This window comes from Amycolatopsis sp. NPDC114478, from assembly GCF_055633805.1.
In genome coordinates this window covers 285,975-305,894 of sequence record NZ_JBVKDO010000002.1, presented here as the reverse complement: position 1 = coordinate 305,894, position 19,920 = coordinate 285,975, and the positions used below count along the sequence as shown (strand labels likewise).

The 19,920-nt window shown below is 68.7% G+C and carries 16 protein-coding genes and 1 tRNA gene; 11 read left to right on the top strand and 6 right to left on the bottom strand.

Going from position 1 to position 19,920, the window contains the following annotated elements; genetic code table 11:
- The first annotated feature begins 55 nt into the window (after positions 1-55).
- The 3 genes from ACZ7OH_RS06090 to ACZ7OH_RS06080 are packed head-to-tail and all read left to right on the top strand — an operon-like array spanning position 56 to position 3,098.
- Positions 56-1,327 carry an extracellular solute-binding protein gene (locus ACZ7OH_RS06090; protein ID WP_470279844.1) on the top strand — a complete coding sequence of 424 codons (1,272 nt, stop codon included), beginning with the start codon at positions 56-58 and terminating at the stop codon, positions 1,325-1,327.
- On the top strand, positions 1,309-2,280 hold the full coding sequence (locus ACZ7OH_RS06085; RefSeq protein WP_470279843.1) for a carbohydrate ABC transporter permease: 972 nt from the start codon (positions 1,309-1,311) through the stop codon (positions 2,278-2,280). The genes ACZ7OH_RS06090 and ACZ7OH_RS06085 overlap by 19 nt, the downstream gene beginning before the upstream one ends.
- Positions 2,277-3,098 carry a carbohydrate ABC transporter permease gene (locus ACZ7OH_RS06080; protein WP_400907674.1) on the top strand — a complete coding sequence of 274 codons (822 nt, stop codon included), beginning with the start codon at positions 2,277-2,279 and terminating at the stop codon, positions 3,096-3,098. Before ACZ7OH_RS06085 ends, ACZ7OH_RS06080 begins: the two co-directional genes overlap by 4 nt.
- Positions 3,099-3,790: 692 nt before the next feature.
- On the opposite strand, the gene ACZ7OH_RS06075 is transcribed toward ACZ7OH_RS06080, so the two are convergent.
- On the bottom strand, positions 3,791-5,428 hold the full coding sequence (locus ACZ7OH_RS06075; protein ID WP_470279842.1) for an ABC-F family ATP-binding cassette domain-containing protein: 1,638 nt from the start codon (positions 5,426-5,428) through the stop codon (positions 3,791-3,793).
- A 147-nt stretch (positions 5,429-5,575) separates the two neighbouring features.
- On the opposite strand from ACZ7OH_RS06075, the gene ACZ7OH_RS06070 reads away from it, so the two are divergent.
- The 7 genes from ACZ7OH_RS06070 (at position 5,576) to ACZ7OH_RS06040 (ending at position 12,277) form a co-directional block, all read left to right on the top strand.
- Entirely contained in the window at positions 5,576-6,487 is a 912-nt protein-coding gene (locus tag ACZ7OH_RS06070; RefSeq protein WP_400907680.1) for a PaaX family transcriptional regulator, read from the top strand.
- Between the two features lie 2 nt (positions 6,488-6,489).
- A complete protein-coding gene (locus ACZ7OH_RS06065) occupies positions 6,490-7,269 on the top strand; it encodes an enoyl-CoA hydratase/isomerase family protein (protein ID WP_470279841.1) in 780 nt (259 codons plus the stop codon).
- Positions 7,270-7,388: 119 nt separating this feature from the next.
- A complete protein-coding gene (locus tag ACZ7OH_RS06060) occupies positions 7,389-9,644 on the top strand; it encodes a glycosyl hydrolase family 18 protein (RefSeq protein WP_470279840.1) in 2,256 nt (751 codons plus the stop codon).
- A gap of 173 nt (positions 9,645-9,817) precedes the next feature.
- Positions 9,818-10,990 carry an alginate lyase family protein gene (locus tag ACZ7OH_RS06055; RefSeq protein ID WP_470279839.1) on the top strand — a complete coding sequence of 391 codons (1,173 nt, stop codon included), beginning with the start codon at positions 9,818-9,820 and terminating at the stop codon, positions 10,988-10,990.
- Between the two features lie 117 nt (positions 10,991-11,107).
- A tRNA-Pro gene (locus tag ACZ7OH_RS06050) sits at positions 11,108-11,181 on the top strand.
- A gap of 321 nt (positions 11,182-11,502) precedes the next feature.
- A complete protein-coding gene (locus ACZ7OH_RS06045) occupies positions 11,503-11,895 on the top strand; it encodes a hypothetical protein (protein ID WP_470279838.1) in 393 nt (130 codons plus the stop codon).
- A 25-nt stretch (positions 11,896-11,920) separates the two neighbouring features.
- Positions 11,921-12,277: a ClpX C4-type zinc finger protein gene (locus ACZ7OH_RS06040; protein ID WP_470279837.1), complete on the top strand. Its 357-nt coding sequence runs from the start codon at positions 11,921-11,923 to the stop codon at positions 12,275-12,277.
- Here ACZ7OH_RS06040 and ACZ7OH_RS06035 read toward each other — a convergent pair.
- Both ACZ7OH_RS06035 and ACZ7OH_RS06030 read right to left on the bottom strand, forming a co-directional pair.
- Positions 12,274-13,077 carry an SAM-dependent methyltransferase gene (locus tag ACZ7OH_RS06035; protein WP_470279836.1) on the bottom strand — a complete coding sequence of 268 codons (804 nt, stop codon included), beginning with the start codon at positions 13,075-13,077 and terminating at the stop codon, positions 12,274-12,276. The genes ACZ7OH_RS06040 and ACZ7OH_RS06035 overlap by 4 nt on opposite strands.
- A 31-nt stretch (positions 13,078-13,108) precedes the next feature.
- The gene (locus ACZ7OH_RS06030; RefSeq protein ID WP_470279835.1) at positions 13,109-14,344 is read right to left on the bottom strand and encodes a GDSL-type esterase/lipase family protein; all 1,236 of its coding nucleotides are present in this window, start codon (positions 14,342-14,344) and stop codon (positions 13,109-13,111) included.
- Positions 14,345-14,433: 89 nt separating this feature from the next.
- Between ACZ7OH_RS06030 and ACZ7OH_RS06025 the strand changes: the two genes are divergently transcribed.
- Positions 14,434-14,709, top strand: a complete 276-nt coding sequence (locus ACZ7OH_RS06025) for a hypothetical protein (protein ID WP_470279834.1) — start codon at positions 14,434-14,436, stop codon at positions 14,707-14,709.
- Here ACZ7OH_RS06025 and ACZ7OH_RS06020 read toward each other — a convergent pair.
- The 3 genes from ACZ7OH_RS06020 to ACZ7OH_RS06010 all read right to left on the bottom strand — a co-directional run bounded on the left by ACZ7OH_RS06020 (position 14,706) and on the right by ACZ7OH_RS06010 (position 19,664).
- Complete coding sequence (locus ACZ7OH_RS06020) at positions 14,706-15,545, bottom strand: lysozyme (RefSeq protein ID WP_470279833.1); 840 nt, start codon at positions 15,543-15,545, stop codon at positions 14,706-14,708. The genes ACZ7OH_RS06025 and ACZ7OH_RS06020 overlap by 4 nt on opposite strands.
- Positions 15,546-15,636: 91 nt before the next feature.
- Positions 15,637-17,085, bottom strand: coding sequence for a radical SAM protein (locus ACZ7OH_RS06015; RefSeq protein ID WP_470279832.1), 1,449 nt, complete (start codon positions 17,083-17,085; stop codon positions 15,637-15,639).
- The gene (locus ACZ7OH_RS06010) at positions 17,085-19,664 is read right to left on the bottom strand and encodes a glycosyltransferase (protein ID WP_470279831.1); all 2,580 of its coding nucleotides are present in this window, start codon (positions 19,662-19,664) and stop codon (positions 17,085-17,087) included. Before ACZ7OH_RS06010 ends, ACZ7OH_RS06015 begins: the two co-directional genes overlap by 1 nt.
- Between the last annotated feature and the right edge of the window lie 256 nt (positions 19,665-19,920).

Here is a 19,920-nt window from a genome sequence, read left to right as displayed (position 1 = left end):
AGCCCGCTAGACGTCAGATCAAATGCGTCATACATCACATATGGTGGGAGGCTCGATGAGAAGGTTCCTGGCGTTGGGGGCAGCGGCGCTCCTGGCGGTGAGCGCGTGTTCGGTCGGCTCGAACAGCGGCGGCGGCGGCGACGCGGAGATCACCTTCCTGACCTTCGAGACCCCGAACCTGACCCCCGCCTACTGGGACGCCGCCATCAAGCGCGTCACGGACAAGAACCCGGGGATCAAGGTCAAGAAGCTCGTCGCCCCGACCGCCGACGGCCGGACGTCGTACGCGAAGCAGCTCCTGCAGTCCGGCCAGTTCCCGGACGTGATGATCGCCGTCGACTCGGCGGGCTTCGCCGAAGCGGGCAACCTGTATGCCTGGACGCCGGACGAGCTCAAGGACTTCCAGTTCCCCGAGGCGAACCCGGTCCGCGGGAAGTACTACCAGCTGCCGGCGAACACCCAGACCATCCCGCCGATCTACTACAACAAGAAGATGTTCGCCGACGCGGGCATCAGCGCGCCCCCGAAGACGTGGGACGAGCTCGTCGCCGACGCCGGCAAGCTGAAGGACAAGGGCTTCTCGCCGTTCACCATCGGCGGCGGCAAGGACGGCTTCCCGTCGTCGATGATCCTCTCCGGCCTGGTCAGCACCGAGGTCTACAGCACGATGCCGGACTGGCTGACGCAGCGCCGTCAGGACAAGGTCAAGTTCGCCGATCCCGCGTTCCAGAAAGCGTTCTCCAAGCTGGCCGACCTCGCGTCGAAGGGGTACGTGGACAAGACGAGCGTGTCCCGCGACTACGCGGCGACCGAGCAGGCTTTCCTGGACGGCAAGAGCGCGATGTACCCGATGGGCAACTGGTTCGCCGCCAACGCCGACAGCAAGAAGCACGATTTCGAGATCGGCGTCTTCAACTTCCCCACCGAGGACGGCAAGCTGGTCGTCCCCGCCTACACCGGCGGCGGCATGATCGTGAACGCCAAGGCCGCGAACCTCGACGCCGCCAGGAAGTTCGCGCTCGGCTTCCAGCTCGACAAGGACCAGCTGGACGCGTCGGTCAAGGCCGACGGCCTGTTCCCGGCGATCAAGGGCTACACCCCGCCCGCGGACGTCGGCCCGACCTTCAAGGCCGGCTACGACCTCTACACGCAGGCCGTGGAGAAGAACGCCGTGGTGCACGCGTTCCGCTGGGAAACCGCCGACGACGGGCTGCTGCCCGGCATGAAGGACAAGGTCGACCAGGCCGCCCAGGACGTCATCACCGGTCGCAAGTCCGTGGCCGACGCGTGCGCGTTCCTGGACACCGAGTGGGCCAAGGCGGGCTGACGAACTTGGCCGCCGTCGTCTCCCCGCCCGCCCCGCCGAGCGCGCGTCGCTCCCCCGTCCGTCGCCGCCGGCGCAAGCCGATCCTGCCGAGGGTGTGGCACTTCGCGTCGTTCGGCGCTCCGGGAGTGCTCGTCTACCTGTGTTTCGTGCTGGCGCCGATCCTGATCAGCTTCGGGTACAGCCTCACGAACTACAACCCGTTCAACCCGCCGGTGAAGTTCGTCGGCTTCGACAACTACCGACTGCTGTTCTCCGACGAACAATTCCTCACCGCGTTGAAGGTCACGACGATCCTGACGCTGATCGTGGTGATCGTGCCGAACGTCCTGGGTCTCGGCGTCGCGCTGCTGCTGGACCGGAAAGGCTGGCTGCACAACGCTTTGCGCAGCGTGTTCTTCACGCCGGTGATCCTCAGTTCGGTCGTCGTCTCGATCGTGTGGTCGCGGCTGCTCGACGACCAGGGCCCGTTGAACAATTTGCTGCGGGCCTTGGGCGTCGAGCACCCGCCGGGCTGGCTGTCCGATCCGGACGTCGCGCTGTATTCGGTGGCGTCGATCGTGTGCTGGCAGATGCTCGGGTTCTGCGTCGTCGTCTACCTGGCCGGGCTGCAGGGGGTGCCTACGGAATTGCTGGAGGCGGCCGAAATCGACGGCGCCGGCCCGCTGCGGCGGTTCCGGGCGGTCACCTGGCCGCTGCTCGCGCCGTCGCTGACGATCAACACGGTCGTGCTGCTGATCTCGGCGTTCAAGACGTACGACTACGTCAAGGTGATCACCAACGGCGGCCCGGGTTCCGGAGCCACCGCGACGATCGCGTTCGACGTCCTGCAGACCGGCTTCGACTCGAACCACGTCGGCTACGCGTCGGCGATGGCGGTATTGATGCTGGTGATCGTCGCGGTCGTGACGACGATCGTGCTCAACTTCCTGCGCCGCCGGGAGGTGGACCTGTGACCCGGTCCTGGCTGCGGCCGTCGGTCGCTTTGCTGGTCAGCGCGGTGTTCTTCGTGCCGCTGTACCTGGTGCTGACGAACGTGGTCAAGCAGGGGGACCTGATCGCGAAGGAGCCGGCGTCGCTCCCGCTGCCGCCCACGCTGGCGAACATCCACGCGGTCCTGACCCGGCCGGACGGGCTGTTCTGGGTCAGCTTGACCAACAGCGTGGTCGTGACAGTGTTGTCGATTCTGGTGCTGACGGTGCTGTCGGCCATGCTCGGCCACTACCTGGCGCGGTCGGGCAAGCGGTGGACGAAGGTGTTGACGCTGGTGCTGCTGGCGGGGTTGATGATCCCGCCGCAGGTGATCCTGATCCCGATCACAGACGTCCTGCGGGTGACGCACCTGATGGCGACGCTGCAGGGGCTCGTGTTGTTCAACGTCGGGTACTACGTGCCGTTCGGGGTGTTCGTGTTCACGGGGTTCATCCGAGGGGTGCCGGTGGAGCTGGAGGAGGCGGCGCTCCTCGACGGGGCGAGTCGCATGCAGGTGTTCTGGCGCGTGGTTTTCCCGTTGTTGCGCCCGGCGACGGCCTCGGTGTTGATCTTCTTGGGCGTGTGGATTTGGAACGACTTCATCGACCCGCTGATCATCCTCGGACCAAGCCAGGGCACCACGATCACGACGGGGATTTACCGGTCGATCGGCCAGTACCAGGCCGACTTGGGCAGCGTGTTCGCGCTGATGTTCTTGGCGACGCTGCCGGTGTTGATCTTTTACTTGGCACTGCAGAAGCAATTCGTGAAGGGCCTAACGGGCGGCGCAACAAAGGGCTGAGCGGCGCTCCCAGACAAGAGCACTGCTCACTCGCCCTGCGTACGGCTGCTCACATCCAAGAGCACCGCTCACAACCGGCGGAGAGCACCCACCAGAGTCGAGAGCACCGCTCTCGCAAGCCAGTGATCAGTGTGCAGCTTCGAGAGCGCCGCTCTCGCACACCAAGACGCGGCGCTCCCAAACGGCAGCACTGCTCATACGCGACGGAGGGCACCCCCAGAGTCGAGATCCGCTCCCACAGGCCGGGCATCGGCACGCAGTCCGGGAGCACCGCTCTCGCAGGCCGGCGATCAGTCCGCAAGAGCGGGAGCACCGCTCACACGCGCCAGCAGGCAGCGAGCACCCAGTGTTTGCTTGCGAGAGCACTGCTCCGACATGGGTTCGCCTCAGGCTCACGCCGAGATCACCGCTCCGCCGGGGCGACCGGCACCGCTCACGGTCGAGAGCACTGCTCGCAAGCCGTCCGACACGATGCTCTCAAACCAGAGCGCCGCTCACACACATCGCGCGCCGCTCAATTTCGAGAGCAGTGCTCTCACCCAGCCGCGACCAGTGCTGACTTTCGTGAGCGCTGCTCTCCCATAGTGGTGGGCGATGCTCACCATCGAGAGCACCGCTCTCACGGTGCAGCGGGCAGCGCTCCCAAACGAGAGCACTACTCACCAACGCCCCGACCGCAGCCACCAACCGAGTCACAACTCGCGAACCTTCCCACCATCCACCTCAAGACGCCGTCCCACGTGCACAGCGTCCAACATCCGCCGGTCATGGGTCACGAGCAGCAGCGTCCCCGGGTACTTGTCCAGCGCCGACTCCAGCTGCTCGATCGCCGCCAAATCAAGATGGTTGGTCGGCTCGTCCAACACGAGCAAATTCACCCCACGAGCCTGCAACAGTGCCAACGCAGCCCGCGTCCGCTCGCCCGGCGAGAGCGTCGCAGCGGAGCGAAGCACATGCGCGGCCTTCAACCCGAACTTCGCCAGCAAAGTCCGGACATCAGCATCAGCCAACTCCGGCACCTCACGAGCAAACGCCGAAGCAAGCGGAACATCACCGAGGAACAACCGCCGCGCCTGATCGACCTCGCCGACCACCACCCCCGGCCCCAACGCCGCGGACCCCTCGTCCAACGGCAACCGGCCAAGGAGCGCAGCCAGCAACGTCGACTTCCCGGAACCATTCGCCCCGGTAATGGCGACCTTGTCCGCCCAATCGACCTGCAGATCCACCGGCCCGAGCGTGAACCCACCCCGCCGCACGACAGCACCCCGCAAGGTCGCGACCACCGCGCCCGCCCGCGGGGCCGCGGCAATCTCCATCCGCAGCTCCCACTCCTTGCGCGGCTCCTCGACGACGTCCAGCCGCTCGATCATCCGGTCGGTCTGCCGGGCTTTCGACGCCTGCTTCTCGGTCGCCTCGGCGCGGAACTTACGGGCGTTCTTGTCGTTGTCGGGCTGCTTCCGGCGCGCGTTCTTGACGCCCTTCTCCATCCACGCCCGCTGCATCCGACCGCGCGCCTCCAGCGAAGCCTTCGTGTCGGCGTACTCGTCGTACTCTTCACGCGCGTGCCGGCGCGCGACCTCGCGCTCCTCGAGGTAGGCCTCGTACCCGCCGCCGTAGACGTTCACCTGCTGCTGCGCCAAGTCCAGCTCTACGACGCGGTCGACCGTCCGGGCCAGGAACTCGCGGTCGTGGCTGACCAGCACCGTCGCCGCCCGCAGCCCGGACACGAACCGCTCCAGCCGCGCCAGGCCGTCCAGGTCGAGGTCGTTGGTCGGCTCGTCGAGCAGGAAGACGTCGTAGCGGCTCAGCAGCAGCGACGCCAGCCCGGCACGCGCCGCCTGGCCACCGGACAACGACGTCATCGGCTGATCGAGGTCGACGGCGAGCCCGAGGTCGGCCGCCACTTCCGCGGCGCGGTCGTCGAGGTCGGCGCCACCCAGGTCGAGCCAGCGGTCCAACGCCAGGGCGTACCGGTCGTCCGCGCCGGCCGAGCCCGCGGTGAGCTCCGCGGTCGCAAGATCCAGGTCCGCCTGCGCCGCCGACACGCCGGTGCGGCGCGCCAGGAACGCCCGCACCGACTCGCCTTCACGCCGCTCGGGCTCCTGCGGCAGGTGCCCGACGGTCGCGGTCGGCGGGTTCAGCCGGATTTCGCCGTCGTCGGGCTTCGCGAGCCCGGCCAGCGTCCGCAGCAGCGTCGACTTGCCGGCGCCGTTGACGCCGACCAGGCCGACGACGTCGCCGGGCGCGACCACGAGGTCGAGGCCCGAGAAGAGGATGCGGTCACCGTGGCCCGCGGCCAGGTCCTTCGCGACGAGAGTTGCGCTCATGAGGTGGCCAAGTCTACGGGGCCGTGCTGAACTGTCAGATCATGGTCAAAGCCACCGACTGTGTGTGTCCGGTGGCGCTTTGATCACTCAGTGTGGGTAACCTGTTCGGTTGTCGGAACAGCCAAGCAGTGAGGTCGGTGAAACAGCATGGGCGAATCCGCTCCCCCGGTCACCCTCGGCCGCAGGCCGAAACCGAGGGAAGGACGCCCATCCGCGCCCCGGCCCACGGTGAGCCGGCGCCGCGAGGTCAGCCACGCGAGCGCGCGGTCGCTGCTGATGACCGTTCTCGGGGAGTACACGCTGCCGCGTGACAAGCCGGTCTGGACGTCGATGCTGGTCGAGGTGCTCGGCATCCTCGACATCGAGGAGAAGTCGGCGCGCCAGGCCCTGGCCCGTTCCGCCGCCGAGGGCTGGGTGGTCTCCGAACGCGTCGGGCGCCGCGTGCGCTGGTCGCTGACGCCGCCGGGGCGCCGCCTGCTCACCGAGGGCGCCGAGCGAATCTACGCGTTCGGCCGCGAAGAGCGCCCGTGGAACGGCCAGTGGCTGATGCTCATCGTCTCCGTGCCGGAAGCCAAGCGCGACCTGCGCCACCGCCTCCGCACGCGGCTGACCTGGGCGGGCTTCGGCTCGCCGGTCGCGGGCGTGTGGGTCAGCCCGGACCTGAGCCGCCAGCGCGAGGCCCAGCAGATCGTCAACGAGCTCGGCCTCGACGCCCAGGCGATGTCCTTCACCGCCACCTACGGCGAGGTCGGCGAGCAGGAGACGATGGTCGCGCGGTCCTGGGACCTGACCGAGCTGAAGGACCGCTACGAGGACTTCATCGACCGGTTCACCGGCCTGCACCCCACCGGCGGCCGCGCGGTGCTGCGCGCGCAGACCGAGCTGGTGCACGAGTGGCGGCGGTTCCCGTTCCTCGACCCGCAGCTGCCCGCCGAGCTCCTGCCGGCGAAGTGGAGCGGCACGAAAGCGGCGGAACTGTTCCATCACAAACACGTCGACTGGCGCCCCGAGGCCCAGCAGTATTGGGACGACATCGTCGCCGCCGAAGAAGCAGGGTGAACATGACCGACCAGGTCCGCCTCGATCGTGACGGCGGGCTCGCCGTCCTGACCGTCGACGCTCCGCCGTTGAACCTCTACACGGGCGCCCTGCAGGATTCGCTTTCGTCGGCCATCGACGAGCTGGAAGCGTCACCCGCGCGGGCGCTGCTGATCCGCGCCGAGGGCAAGATCGTCAGCGGCGGCGTGGACGTCTCGCTGTTCGACGCCCAGGGCTCGCCGACCGAGGCGAAGGTGCTGTTCGACGAGATGCTGGCGATCCCGGACCGGATCGCGGCCCTGCCGTTCCCGACCGTGTTCGCCGCGCACGGCCTGTGCCTGACCTGGGCCTTCGAGGTCGCGGTGGCCTGCGACCTGATCCTGGCCGCCTCGCGCGCGAAGTTCGGGCTCGTCGAGAAGGTCGTCGGGCTGACGCCGACCATGGGCGGCACGCAGCGGCTCGCCGACCGCGCCGGCGTCGGACGCGCCAAGGAGTTCGTGATGACCGGCGACACCTACGACGCCGCGACGCTCGAGCGCTGGAACGTCGTCAACCGCGTCCTGCCGGACGAGGGTTTCGACGACGCCGCCCGGGCTTTCGCGCGTCAGCTGGCCTCCGGGCCGACCAAGGCGCACGCGGCGACCAAGCGCGTCCTCGACCACTTCTCCGCCGGCGGCGTCCCGGAGGCGAACGCGCACATCACGACGATCGCGGCCGGGCTCTTCGAGACCGAAGACCTCCGCAACGCCGTCAAGTCGTTCCTCGCGGACGGACCCGGTAAGGCGACGTTCTCGGGTCGTTAACAGTCCGTTCGGACACCGGTTGCCGCCGTTCGGGCGTGCGCGGTTCTCTCCGCACCGGGTTACATTCGATGTGGTCTAGACCACGTCGTCCCCCGCCTCGTGCCGCTTGGAGAACCGCCATGAGACGCACCTCCGCACGACTACGCTCCGCACTCGCCGCCGTACTGATAGCCGCCGGCGGCAGCGTGGCGCTCGCGCCACCCGCCGCCGCAGCCGGTTCGCTGACCGCCACCCTGGCGACGAGCGGCACCACCGGCACCTACACCGTCGCCAACACCGGCACCGCGTCGGTAAGCAACTGGGCGATCACCTTCACGCTGCCCGCCGGGATCACCGCCTCGACCGGCGAAAACGGCACGGTGACGCAGAGCGGCACCCAAGTCACGCTCACGCCGGCGTACTACATCGCGACGCTCGCGCCGGGCCGCAACACCTACCCGTACAGCCCGACGTTCCGGCTCAGCGCCGCCGCGACGCCGGCGCAGTGCCGCGTCGACAACGCCAACTGCGACGGTTCACCCGACACTCCCCCGGGCGCTCCGGCGAACCTGCGGCTGGTCGCGAAGACGACCAAGACGGTCGCCCTGGCGTGGAACGCCTCGACGGCTGGGTCGTTGCCGGTGACCGGGTACGACGTCTACCAGGGGACGTCCTTGGCCACGTCGGTGACGGGGACCAGCGCCACGATTTCCGGGCTCACGCCGGGAACGGCGTACTCGTTCACGGTGAAGGCCAAGGACGCCAAGGGAAACACCTCACCCGCCAGCGCGGCGTTGGCCGTCACGACGAACAACCCGGCGGACGACACGCAACCACCGTCGGCGCCGAACGGGCTGCGCTCGACGGCCGCCGACTCGGGCAGCGTGTCCCTGGCGTGGACGGCGTCGACCGACAACACCGGCGTCGTCAGCTACGACGTCTACCGCGGGTCCACTTTGGCCACGACGGTGACCACGACGGCCGCCGTCGTGACCGGGCTGGCACCGTCCACTTCGTACACTTTCACCGTGCGCGCTCGTGACGGCTACGACAACGTGTCGGCGCCGAGTGCCGCGGTTACAGCCCGGACAGGCGACATCGTTTCCGGCTACGCAAAGGTCGGGTACTTCGTCCAGTGGGGCATCTACGGGCGCCAGTACTTCGTGAAGAACCTCGAGACCTCGGGCGCGGCGGCGAAGCTGACGCACCTCCTGTACGCGTTCGAGAACATCGATCCGGTGAACCTGACCTGCCTCTCCGGCGTCACGAAGGGCACCACGGCGAATCCGCAGGACCCCAGCCAGGGTGACGGCGCGGGTGACGCCGAAGCCGACTACTCGCGGCCGTTCTCGGCGGCGCAGTCGGTCGACGGCGTGGCGGACACGGGCTGGGAGTCGTTGCGCGGCAACTTCAACCAGCTGAAGAAGCTCAAGGCGAAGCACCCGAACCTGAAGGTGCTGGTGTCGCTGGGCGGCTGGACGTATTCGAAGTACTTCTCCGACGTCGCGGCCACCGACGCGTCGCGCAAGAAGTTCGTCTCGTCGTGCCTCGACACGTGGATCAAGGGCAACATCGCGTCCTACGGCGGCGCCGGCGGCCCGGGCACCGCGGCGGGCATCTTCGACGGCATCGACCTCGACTGGGAGTGGCCGGCGAGCGCCGACGGCCACCCGGGCAACCACTGGAGCCCGAACGACAAGAACAACCTGACCGCCCTGCTGGCCGAGTTCCGCGCGCAGCTCGACGCGTACGGCGCGACGACCGGCAAGCGCTACCAGCTGCACGCGTTCACCCCGGCGGACCCGGCCAAGGTCGCGTCGGGCTGGGACCTGTCCCGCGTCTTCAACTACCTGGACGTCGCGAACGTGCAGGGGTACGACTTCCACGGCTCGGGCAGCGACAACTCGTGGGAGCCGAACCGTACGGGCCACCAGGGCAATCTGTACGCCGACGCGGACGACCCGTACAACTTCCACTTCAGTGCGGAAAGCGCGATCAATGCGTACACGGACGCGGGCGTCGACCCACGCCGGCTGACGCTCGGATTGGCGTTCTACGGACGCGGCTGGCAGGGCGTCGCGGACGGCGGGAAGCACGGCGAATGGCAGTCGGCGACCGGCGCGGCGCCGGGGCAGTTCGCCGAGGAAGCGGGCACCCGGGGTTATGCGAACCTGGTGGCGAGCGTGCCGGCGTGCACGGTTTACCACGACACGGCGGCGGTCGCGACGTCGTGCTACACCGGCAACGGCGGCCAGTGGTGGACGTTCGACGACGCGTGGTCGATCGGGCTGAAGACGACGTGGCTCAAGTCCCGCGGCCTGCTCGGCGTGATGGCGTGGGAGATGTCGGGTGACACCGGGACATTGATGAACGCGGTCAGCGCCGGGCTCGGCTGATTCGTTCAGCCCGCTGAACGGAAGGCCGTTTCCGTTCAGCGGGCTGAACATTTCCCTCTACTTTTCTTCAGGAGACAAAGAAAGGGCTTCCGGCTTCTTGACGGACTATGGTCTGGACCATGAAACTTGAGCGCGGCGCGCCAGCCCCGGACACCGTCGTCTCGAGGAGAGCCATGTCCCGCTTGAGAAAAGTCGTCACGCTCGCCGCCCTGGTGCCGCTCGCCCTCGGCTTGGTCAGCACGCCGGCCCCCGCGGCGCCCGCGACGTTCACGCACCCGGGCGTGCTGGTCAGCCGCCCGCAGCTCGATTTCGTCAAGTCCCAGGTGAAAGCCGGCGCCCAGCCGTGGAAGGCGGCGTACGACCAGGCTGTCTCGAGTTCGTACGCATCCCTTTCCCGCACACCCAAACCGCGCGCGGTCGTCGAATGCGGGTCCTATTCGAACCCGAACTACGGGTGCACCGACGAGCGGGAAGACGCGATCGCGGCGTACACGGACGCGCTGATCTGGTACATCTCCGGCGACGCGCGGTACGCGCAGAAGGCGATCGCGCTGATGGACGCGTGGTCGGCGACGATCACGAGCCACACCAACAGCAACGCGCCGCTGCAGACGGGCTGGGCGGGTTCGTCGTGGCCCCGCGCGGCGGAGATCATCAAGTACACGTATTCGAGCTGGCCGAACTCCGGCCGCTTCGGCACGATGCTGCGCAACGTGTACTTGAACAAGATCATCAACGGCAGCAACAGCAACGGCAACTGGGAACTGTCCATGATGGAGGCCGCGGTAGGAATCTCGGTGTTCCTGGAGGACAAGACGAACTTCGACAAGGCGGTCACGAGGTACCGCAACCGCGTCGCGGCGTACGTGTACCTGTCGTCGGACGGTTCGTTGCCGAAGACGGTCCCGGGCAGCGGGTTGTCCTCTCGCGACCAAATCGTGGGCTATTGGCAGGGCCAGTCGACGTTCGTGGACGGCCTGACGCAGGAGACCTGCCGCGACTTCACCCACACGGGCTACGGCATAGCGGCGATCGCGGACGTGGCGGAGACGCTGCGAATCCAGGGCCAGGACGTGTACGGAACGGACGTGGGCGAGCGCCTGCGTCAGGCGCTGGGGTTCCAGTCGAAGTACCAGCTGGGCGCGGCGGTGCCGTCGTGGCTGTGCTCGGGGTCGTTGAAGCTCGGCTTGGGCCCGGTGACGGAGGTGGGGCTCAACGCGCTGCACACGCGGTTGGGCATAGCGATGTCGACCACGCAGACGTTGACGGAGCGCCAGCGCCCGGCGGGCTCGAACAACCTGTTCGTGGCGTGGCAGACCCTGACGCATGCTTCCAACCCGGCTTGATCTTGGCGCGGTCCGCCTGACCTGCGTTTCCGCAGGTCAGGCGGATGGGGGCCCCGCGTGCAGACGGCTATGGCGGGCACGCTAGAGTACTTCTCACGCACTCAGCGAGTGCGGGTCCGGGCTGTGGCGCAGTTTGGTAGCGCACTTGACTGGGGGTCAAGGGGTCGCAGGTTCAAATCCTGTCAGCCCGACGGACACAGAAGCCGCTCGCCTTGGGTGATGCACCCGGGCTAAGCGGCTTTCTTACTTCTTGACCCCGTCGCTGCGGGCCCCCGCGAGGCCGAGCTTGCTCGCCAGCAGCGCGACCGGAACCCACACCGGGATCGACATCACGATCAGCCACGCACCGAGCAACGTCCAGCCCGTCGGCGGCTTCTTCCGTGCGCCGTCATCGCGACGGTCAATACAGCGATTCTTGCCCCCTTCTCGATCGGGGCGGATTTCTTACACGATCAGGTTGCTCCGCGCGTCGGAACGGCCGTGTGGCCACCCGCAGTCCGCAGAGTACCTGCGTGAAGCACAACTCAATGGATGACGCCGGGTGCTGTCTGCTGTCCGTGGCCTGGAACGTCGCCCCGCTGACCGAGGGGCAGCCTGACTCCCGGCGTGGGGCGATCCGGCGCTCGGTCGAGTCCATCTGTCGCGTCGCCGGGCTTGGGGCTCGTGAGTGGGCCGCGCGGAACGGGATCGGTGAAGAAGCCGAGTATCGCCCTTTTCTGCAGCTTGCCGACGTCGCCTATGAGATCTCCACGCTCTTGCTCCTCGTCGAGGACTTCCTTGTGCCAGATCTGGAACGGGAGCACCGGCGCTGGGCCGAGATCGAAGAGCTCACCGGCCGGCTCACCGAACTTGCCGAATGGACCTCGAACTTCCTCAGCTTGTCAGGCTCCGCCTTACGGCTGTAAGGTCCGTCCTGACGAGGAGGTCACGATGGCCACTGGGGTGATTGCGCGCTGTTCGTTCTGCGCCAAGCCGAACACCGAAGTCGAGACGCTCGTCGGCGGGCCGGGCGTCTTCATCTGTGACGGGTGCGTGCAGCTGTGCGTCTCCGTGATCGAAGGCAAGCCCGCCGACGCGCCGCACATCGCGCCGTGGGAGCACGATCTGCCGCTCGAACACGTTCTGCAGAACCTTCGGCCGGTCGCGGCCGCCACCACTCAAGTGCAGGAGAACCTTGCGGCTTGGGTGGGCAAGGCACGCGAACTGGGCGGCACCTGGTCGCAGATCGGCGAAGCGCTGGGAATGACCCGGCAGTCCGCGTGGGAACGCTTCTCCAACGAGCCCTAAAGCTTGACGCCCACGCCGGCGTACAGACCGTCCTCTTCGGGGTCCACCACCGCGGCGACGCGGTCCGGCCGCCAGTTCGCGGAGGTCGTCAGCCCCGGCTCGACGAGCTCGAAGCCGTCGAAGAGGGCGAGCACCTCGGCGCGCGAGCGCGGGTAGATGTGGTCCTGGGTCGAGCGCATCGTCTCGGCGATCTTGGGGTCACGCAGGACGGCGAAGTCGTTGGTGAGATGCGTCAGCGCGAAGTGGCTGCCGGGGGCGAGCGCGTTCCGGTAAGCGCTGAAGACGCCCTCGACCTCCGGCAGGTAGTGCCCGAGGGTGATCGCGAGCAGGCCGACGGGTTCGCCGAGGTCGAGCAGGCTCTTCACGGGTTCGGAGCTGAGCACGGCCTCGGTGTCCGTGGCGTCAGCCTCGAGCGCCGCGGCGTTGGCGTTGTCCTTGAGCAGCATGAGACTGTGCGCGACCGCGACGGGTTCGTAGTCGACGTAGACGACCTTCGACGCGGGATCGACGGCCTGCGCAACTTCGTGCACGTTGCCGACGGTCGGGATGCCGGAGCCGAGGTCGAGGAACTGCCGGACACCCTGGTCGAGCATGAACCGCACCGCGCGCCGCAGGAAGGCCCGGTTCCGGCGAGCCACGCTGGCGACCTGCGGCTGGATGGCCTCGAGCTTCTGGGCGACGGCCCGATCGGCGGCGAGGTTGTGGGCGCCACCGAGCAGGTAGTCGTAGATCCGCGCGGCGCTGGGCCGGGAAAGATCCGCTTCCGGCGGAATCCAGTCGGCGCCTTCCTGATCGGTCATGGCGGTCCCCCTCGAGTCGGCTCAACCCACCTTAGCGGCGCGCGGAACCGGCGAGCATCGGGAGCGAGATGAAGTCCGCCAAGGCTTGCTGGCCCGCCGCGTTCGCGTGGATTCCGTCGCCGTTGTCGTACGCCGGCAGGATGCTGTTCGGCTTCAGCGGGTCCTTCAGCACCATGTCGAAGTCCACCACGCCCGAACACGTGCCGCCGCACGACGACCAGCGGGACACGAACAGCCCGATCTCGTGGCGCGCCAGGTTCGCCTGGTCGTTGTAGCCCGGCCGCGGCGTGCTCGGGGTGACGTACACCGCGATCCCCGCCGCTCGCAACCGCTGGAACACCGATCGGTAGCTCGCCAGGATCGTCGCCGCGTCGCAGCCGTACGCCAGGTCGTTCGTTCCGTAGTAGTAGATCACCGCCGTGACGCCGTGCAGTGCCAGCACGTCGCGGTCGAGGCGGCTCCCCGCGTCCAGGCCCGCCACCGACGGCGGCATCCCCGGGCAGGACGGCGCGCTCGTCGTGCCCGACACGCCTGCGTTGGCGACCGCCAGCGGCGTCGACGCGGCGACGATCCGGCGCGCCAGGTCGTCGGTCCACCGGCGGTCCGCGCCGAGCTGCGTGCAGCCCGGGCCGCAGTTCGTGCTGCCGATCCCGTCGACCACCGAACTGCCGAACGGGACCACCGTGCCCTTCAACGACGCGTTGTGCACATCGACCGCGCTCACCACGTACGTCGAACCGACCGTCGAGGTGAAGGCGTCGCCCGACGCGTCGGCTGTGTGGTCGCCCGCGCCGGCAGCGGTCAAGTAGTTGTCCCGCAGTCCGGCGCCGTGCCGCCCGACGACGGCGGTGCCCGAGACGAACATGCTCACCGCGAGGTTCGTGTCCGGGCGGGTCGCGAGGCGGGTCTCGTCGCTCCAGACCTCGCCGCCCGCCGGGATCGTGACCGCCACCCGGCCGGCGAACGTCAGGTCGCGCGTTCCCGAGACGTCGGCGCCGCTCGTGCTCAGGCCGGCCGTCGCGTGGTCGACCGTCAGCGGGCCGGTGCCGAACGTGTTCTGGAGGCGGACGCGCACCGCGTCCCCGCCCTGGCTCAGGTGGGTGATCATCCGCAGGGACTGGCCGGACACCGGCGCGTCGGCGTGGCCGTCCTGCGACTGCGCCCACGACGTGAACCAGGCGTGCCCCGCCCCGTCCGCGCTCGGGGCCGAAGCGACGACCAACGCGGAAATCGTGGCCAGGACAGCGATCCGGTGGGCTGCTCGCACCCGATCGATGGTAGGGAGCCGATCACGAGACCGGCAAGCAGCTTGTCCGATGTTGTCAGCGCCGCGGTTTCCGGGTTCGATCGGCAGGTATGACGTTACGAGGCCTGCCGCGACCGGGTGCATCCGAACCCCGGATCTTCGGCGAACCGCACGAGACGCCCGACGGCACGACGGTGATCACCGTGACCAGGCCGCCCGGGGTGTTCGCGATCCGCGACGGCCAGGCCAAGTTCGAGCCGGCCGTCGACGCGACGCGCGTCGCCCTGCTCGCCATCGGCACCGGGCTGGTCGCCGCGACCCTTGGCACGCTCGCCGTGCTGCGGCGGCCGCCGTGGCCGGACCTGTCGGGACACTGGCAACGCTAAGCCGCGCCGCCGGCCAGCGCCACGACCCGGCCGAACGGCCCGTTGTAGTAGTTCTGGTCCCCCGGTAGGCCGCCGTCGCGGGCGAACTGCCAGATGCTCTGCTTGTCCCAGCCCGCCGGGAGCTCCCCGACGTCCGGGCCGTAGCGCGCGAGCCACAGCGGGTTCGTGTTCCCGAACCCGGACGCGTTACCCGTGCACTGCTTCCACCACGCCGTGCTCGTGTAGATCAGCGCGCTGCGCTTGACCTTCGCCAGGTACGTGCGCGTGAAGTCGGTGATCCACGCCGTCATGTCGGCCGGGTTCTTGCCGTAGCAGACATCGCCGTACGGGTTGTACTCGATGTCCAGCGCGCCCGGGAGCGTCTTGCCGTCGGAGCGCCAGCCGCCGCCGTGGGCGATGAAGTACTCCGCCTGCTCCGCGCCGCCGGAGATGTCGGGGCGGGCGAAGTGGTACGCGCCGCGGATCAGGCCCGCCGCGTGCGCGCCGTCGTACTGCTGGCCGTACTGCGGGTTGACGAACCCGGTGCCCTCGGTCGCCTTGACGTAGGTGAACTTCGCGCCGCCGGCCGACGCGGCGGCCCAGTCGACGGCGCCCTGGTGCCCGCTGACGTCGTGCCCCAGCGTCTGGTCGGTCGTCTCGGCTCGCGCGGAGCCCGGCACCACCCCTTCGTGGAGCGCGATCTGCGTGCCCGCGAAGTTCGTGTCCGCGAGTGAGTAGTCCGGCGCCGCTTCAGCGGGGACGGCCACGACCACCGAAGCGAGCGCGGCCAAGGCGCCCGCTGCGGCGAGCCGGGGCCGCCACCGCTGTTCGTCGTGTCCGGCAACGGTTCGGCTCATCGGGGCTCCGATCTCGGTACTGGCACGTCCGAAGCCCATGCTGCCTGCTCTTGTCGCTCCGCGCGAGCGATGTGTCACTCGATGTAGTGATCTATAGCTCGGTGGTGATGATCGCTTCGACCAGGACCTCCCCCACCGGCGTGAGTTCGACGACGCCGTCGTGCGGGCGCAGCTCGACGAGGCCTCGCGCGGCCAGCGACCGGAACTTGCCCAGCCACGGTTCCGCGAACAGCGAACACCCCGGGAACCGTTCCGCGTGCACGGAATCCCGCAACGGCTGCAACGTCGTCAGCGCCATCTTCACCGCCCTCGCCTCCTGGGCTTCGGGCGTGAACCGCGTCGCCGAGCCCAGGGGAATGCGGCCGTCCGAAACGGTTTCGGTGTAGCGGCGGGAGTTGACGTCGGTGATCGCCTCGGACGCGCGGCAGCTCGACGACCCGCCCAGCCCGATCGCGACTTCGGGCTCCTGCTTGTCCTGGTCGACCATGATGGCCTTCCACTTCTCGGGCCCGAGGCCGGCGCGCGCGAAGTACATCGTCGGGTGCTCGGTGTAGCCCGCGGTGCGCAGGCCGTCGGTGAGCAGGTCGCGCATCTGGTACTGCTCGCCGAGCGTCGGCCAGCGGTGGCCGTCGCGCACCAGCTTGTCCCGGTACGCCGGCAGCTGCCACGCCGCCGGCTTCTCGCCCGTGACGCCGGTGCGGGTGTCGCTGTAGGACGCCAGGTGCAGCTTCGTGCAGACCACGGCCGTGACTTCGTTCTCGAGCACGACGTCGAGGTCGCGGCGGACGCTGTCGAGGGTTTGGTCCAGCAGGCCGTACATCAGGTCGATGCTGACCCACTCGAAGCCGAGCGAACGCGCGTTGCGGACGAAGTCGACGCACATCTCGGCACTGTGTTCGCGGCCGCACAGCTCCAGCACGTGGTCGTCGAACGACTGGACACCGCTGGACAGCTTGGTGCAGCCCAGTTCCCGCAGCAGCTCGAGCTTGGCCGGGGTGAACGTGCTGGGGTCGCCCTCGAACCGGATCGTCGTGTCGCCGGTGAAGCCGAACTTCGAGCGGTAGAACTCCAGCAGGCGGCGGATCTCCGGCTCCGGCAGCAGCGACGGCGTGCCGCCGAAGACGTTGAACTCCCCCACCTCCGCGCCGCGCAGGTTCGGCACGGCGTCGAGCCACAGCCGGGCTTCGGCGATGTTGAGGTCGACCCAGTGCTTCGCCTTTTCGTACTGCACTTCGGGTTTGCCCTTGACCAGCACCACCGGGTACTGGCAGAACCGGCAGCGGTAGGCACACGTGGGGATGTACGACCAGAGGTGGATCGGCCCCGAGGACGCCAACTGGGCATCCAGGTCGCGCAGGAAGTCCGCCGGCGAGCCGGGGACGTTGCCCGGGAACACGTGCGCCCCGAACGGGTCCTCCTGCACGAAGTCCAGCAGGTGCCGGTTCTCCGGCGCCTCGAGGACGTCGAGCACCGCGGGCCGCGGCCACGCGGGGTCGAGCGCGTGCAGCGAGCCGATCGCCTCTTCGTAGGCGAGGGTCATCAGAACACCCCTCCGTTGCCGAAGTAGTTGTGGGCTTCTCCCGATTCCCGGTCTTCGCAGTAGTAGTGGACGAACTCCGCGAAGCGGGCGGCCGGGACCTCCGCCAGGCACGGCGGAAGCGGCGGCGGGTGGCCGATGTCCTCGCCGACGTGCCGGCGCAGGCAGGCGAACAGCTCGTCGGCGAACTCGAAGTACAGCCGGTACGACGGCGTCTTGTACGCGTGGATCGGCGTGAAGTCGACGACGCGCATCTCGTCGCGGATCTCGGCGATCCGCCGCGCCAGCCGAGCGGCCAAGTCGGCCCCGAAGAACGCGATGACGGCGTCGTCCTCAAGCAGCGCGGGCGTCAGCAGCACCGGCAGGATGGTGTTCTTCGGCGTGAAGTCCTTGATCGAGAACTCCCACGCCTGCAGCGCCTCGGCCTCGGTCAGGTCCGAGGCGACGGCGGGCGCCGAGGGCCGGATGTCGCGCATGACGATGATGCCGTCGGAGCCGTAGGCGCGGCCGGCGATGACCTCGTCGATGGCGTGGTCGACGCGGCGCGGGTTGATCTCGACGCGCGAGCGCGGCGCGTAGGTGATCGCGTCGCCGCCGCTGGCGACCTTGATGCCGAAGTCCCAGTCGTCGGACAGGTGGCTGACGAACTTGCCGTCCTGCAGCTGGTAGAAGATCTCGATGCCGCCGGCGCGCTCGTAGGCGTCGCGCTCGACGGCGAAGCCCTTGCCGTCCGGGAAGCCGCCGAACAGCGAAAACGTGACCGCGCGGCACCGCAGCGTCCGCTGGATCGCGTCCCACAGCCGCGGCCGCCCGGTGAAGTGCGCCGCGTTGTAGTAGTAGTCGCAGACGCCGATGGCCGCTTTGCTCTCCTCCATCGCGGTGAACAGCTCGCTCAGCCAGTGCGGGTCGACGCGGCAGTCCGCGTCCGCCGAGACGAGGTAGAACCGCTCGGCCGGATCGGCATCGGGCCGATTGCGGCTGCGTGCGAGAGCGAAGTCCATGCCCGCCCGGCGCGCGCACGACACCCCCTGCTCGGGCTCGCGGATGACGTGCAGGGCCAGATCCGGGTGCGCGGCCGCGAAGGCGTGCGCGACGGCCACGGTGTCGTCGGTCGAGTTGTTGTCCACCAGCACGACCTCGTACCGGCTCTTGTCCAATGGGCGGTCGCCGTCGCGCTGGTCGTGCAGCGTGTGCAGGACCTCCGGGAGGTTCGCGGCCTCGTTGTACACCGGCAGCACGACGGAAAGCCGCGTGCCGGCTCCCATCGGCGGTGGGTAGAGCCGGTCGACGAGGTCGTCGACGACCTCCGTGCCGAAGTGCGCCTGCCCGAGTTCGGAGTTCGCCCGCACCACGTCCGCCCGTTTCCCTTCGTCGGTGATCAGCTCGGCCACTTCGCGGGCGAACGCCGCGTCCGGCAGGTCGCGGGCCCGGATGTCCAGCACCGGCGCCCGGAACCCCTTGCGGCCGTAGACGACGTCGTACAGCTCGTACCCGCTGGTGATGTATGGCGTCCCGGAGGCGATCGCCTCACTGATCGGATTGCCGTAACTCTCGTAGTCGTAGGAGGTCAGGAACGACACGACGGTCGCGTGCGCCAGGAGGTCCCGCACCGAGTAGCGGCCGGGGACGCTCGTGTCGTACGGCGTCAGCCAGCCACCGAACACGACGCGGTCGCGCACGCCGAGGTCGTCGGCCAGCCGAACCAGCCGGGTGTGTTCGGCGGGCGCCTCTTCGACGTCGCCGGCGACGAACAGCCACGCGTCGGGCAGCAGGACGAGCAGGTGCAGGTCCCGGTCGATGCGCTTCTGCGGGATGATCCGCGTGATCCGGGCCAGCAGCGGGACGTCGTCGGGAATGCCGTGGTCACGCCGGAAGCCGGCGGTGCGTTCGTCGATCCGCGCGGGCGCGATGGTGAACGCGTTGGGCAGCACGTCGATGGCCCGCAGGCCCGGAACCCACTCCAGGGTCTTCGCCAAAGCCTGCTCGTGCAGCGCGAAGTAGTGGATGTGCGGCGAGTTCCGCGGCGCGGGGACGCCGGGGTACGGGAACCGGCCGTACTTGGCGATGCCCGGTTCGCTCTGCCACATCAGGTCGTGGTCGCGCCAGAACACGAACCGGCCCAGGCGGTGGCGGGTGCCGTAGCGGTCGATCGCGCGGTAGAGCGCTTCGGTGTAGGTGACGTTCTCCGGCAGCGTCCCGTTCTCGACCATCACCATCGTGACGCCGAGACGTTCCCAGGTGGCCACGATGCGCTCGGCCAGTTCGCCGGCGATCCGGTCGATTTCGGGACGTAGGGTGTCGTCTTCGTTCTGGACGACCTCGCTGAGCACCCGCTCGACGAACTCCCGGTCGTAGCCGCGGATCCCGTCGACGCCCTCGACGCGGTCGAGCGTGACCCACTTCGGCAGCAGCCCGGCTTCGTCGCGGTAGGGCCGGAAGAACGCCCCTTTGTCGGGCCGGATGTCGTAGCCGAGGTCGAGGTGGACGCGGTGCCCGGCGAACCGGCGCGCCGTCTTGAGGAACTCGACCACGACCCCGGACAGCGCGGTGGCGTCGAAGGACACGCCCCAGAGGACTGACATCGATGTCGGACTCCCGTCTCGGCTTCGCCGTCACTCCCAGCCTACGGGTTGTGGCGGCGAGTGGCCGCGTGAGAGCGCAAGCACGGGCTCCCCGGACCCGAGGACCCCGAGCACGATCGAGAGGAAGGCGCCGCAGGTCAGCACCCCGAGGGCCCGGTTCATGGAGCCACTCTGGGGCGTGGGTGCGCCGCGGTCAACCACCGCGCACCAAGGGAAGCGCTCTCTGTGGGGTCACCTGGGGCGCCGCACCGGAGTA

Excerpts from the sequence above, each read along its gene's own strand:
- ACZ7OH_RS06010 (WP_470279831.1), bottom strand. The coding sequence starts at position 19,664 with ATGTCAGTCCTCTGGGGCGTGTCCTTCGACGCCACCGCGCTGTCCGGG.
- ACZ7OH_RS06075 (WP_470279842.1), bottom strand. The coding sequence starts at position 5,428 with ATGAGCGCAACTCTCGTCGCGAAGGACCTGGCCGCGGGCCACGGTGAC.
- ACZ7OH_RS06040 (WP_470279837.1), top strand. The coding sequence starts at position 11,921 with ATGGCCACTGGGGTGATTGCGCGCTGTTCGTTCTGCGCCAAGCCGAAC.
- ACZ7OH_RS06025 (WP_470279834.1), top strand. The coding sequence starts at position 14,434 with ATGACGTTACGAGGCCTGCCGCGACCGGGTGCATCCGAACCCCGGATC.
- ACZ7OH_RS06070 (WP_400907680.1), top strand. The coding sequence starts at position 5,576 with ATGGGCGAATCCGCTCCCCCGGTCACCCTCGGCCGCAGGCCGAAACCG.
- ACZ7OH_RS06090 (WP_470279844.1), top strand. The coding sequence starts at position 56 with ATGAGAAGGTTCCTGGCGTTGGGGGCAGCGGCGCTCCTGGCGGTGAGC.
- ACZ7OH_RS06065 (WP_470279841.1), top strand. The coding sequence starts at position 6,490 with ATGACCGACCAGGTCCGCCTCGATCGTGACGGCGGGCTCGCCGTCCTG.
- ACZ7OH_RS06015 (WP_470279832.1), bottom strand. The coding sequence starts at position 17,085 with ATGACCCTCGCCTACGAAGAGGCGATCGGCTCGCTGCACGCGCTCGAC.
- ACZ7OH_RS06055 (WP_470279839.1), top strand. The coding sequence starts at position 9,818 with ATGTCCCGCTTGAGAAAAGTCGTCACGCTCGCCGCCCTGGTGCCGCTC.
- ACZ7OH_RS06020 (WP_470279833.1), bottom strand. The coding sequence starts at position 15,545 with ATGAGCCGAACCGTTGCCGGACACGACGAACAGCGGTGGCGGCCCCGG.
- ACZ7OH_RS06035 (WP_470279836.1), bottom strand. The coding sequence starts at position 13,077 with ATGACCGATCAGGAAGGCGCCGACTGGATTCCGCCGGAAGCGGATCTT.
- ACZ7OH_RS06060 (WP_470279840.1), top strand. The coding sequence starts at position 7,389 with ATGAGACGCACCTCCGCACGACTACGCTCCGCACTCGCCGCCGTACTG.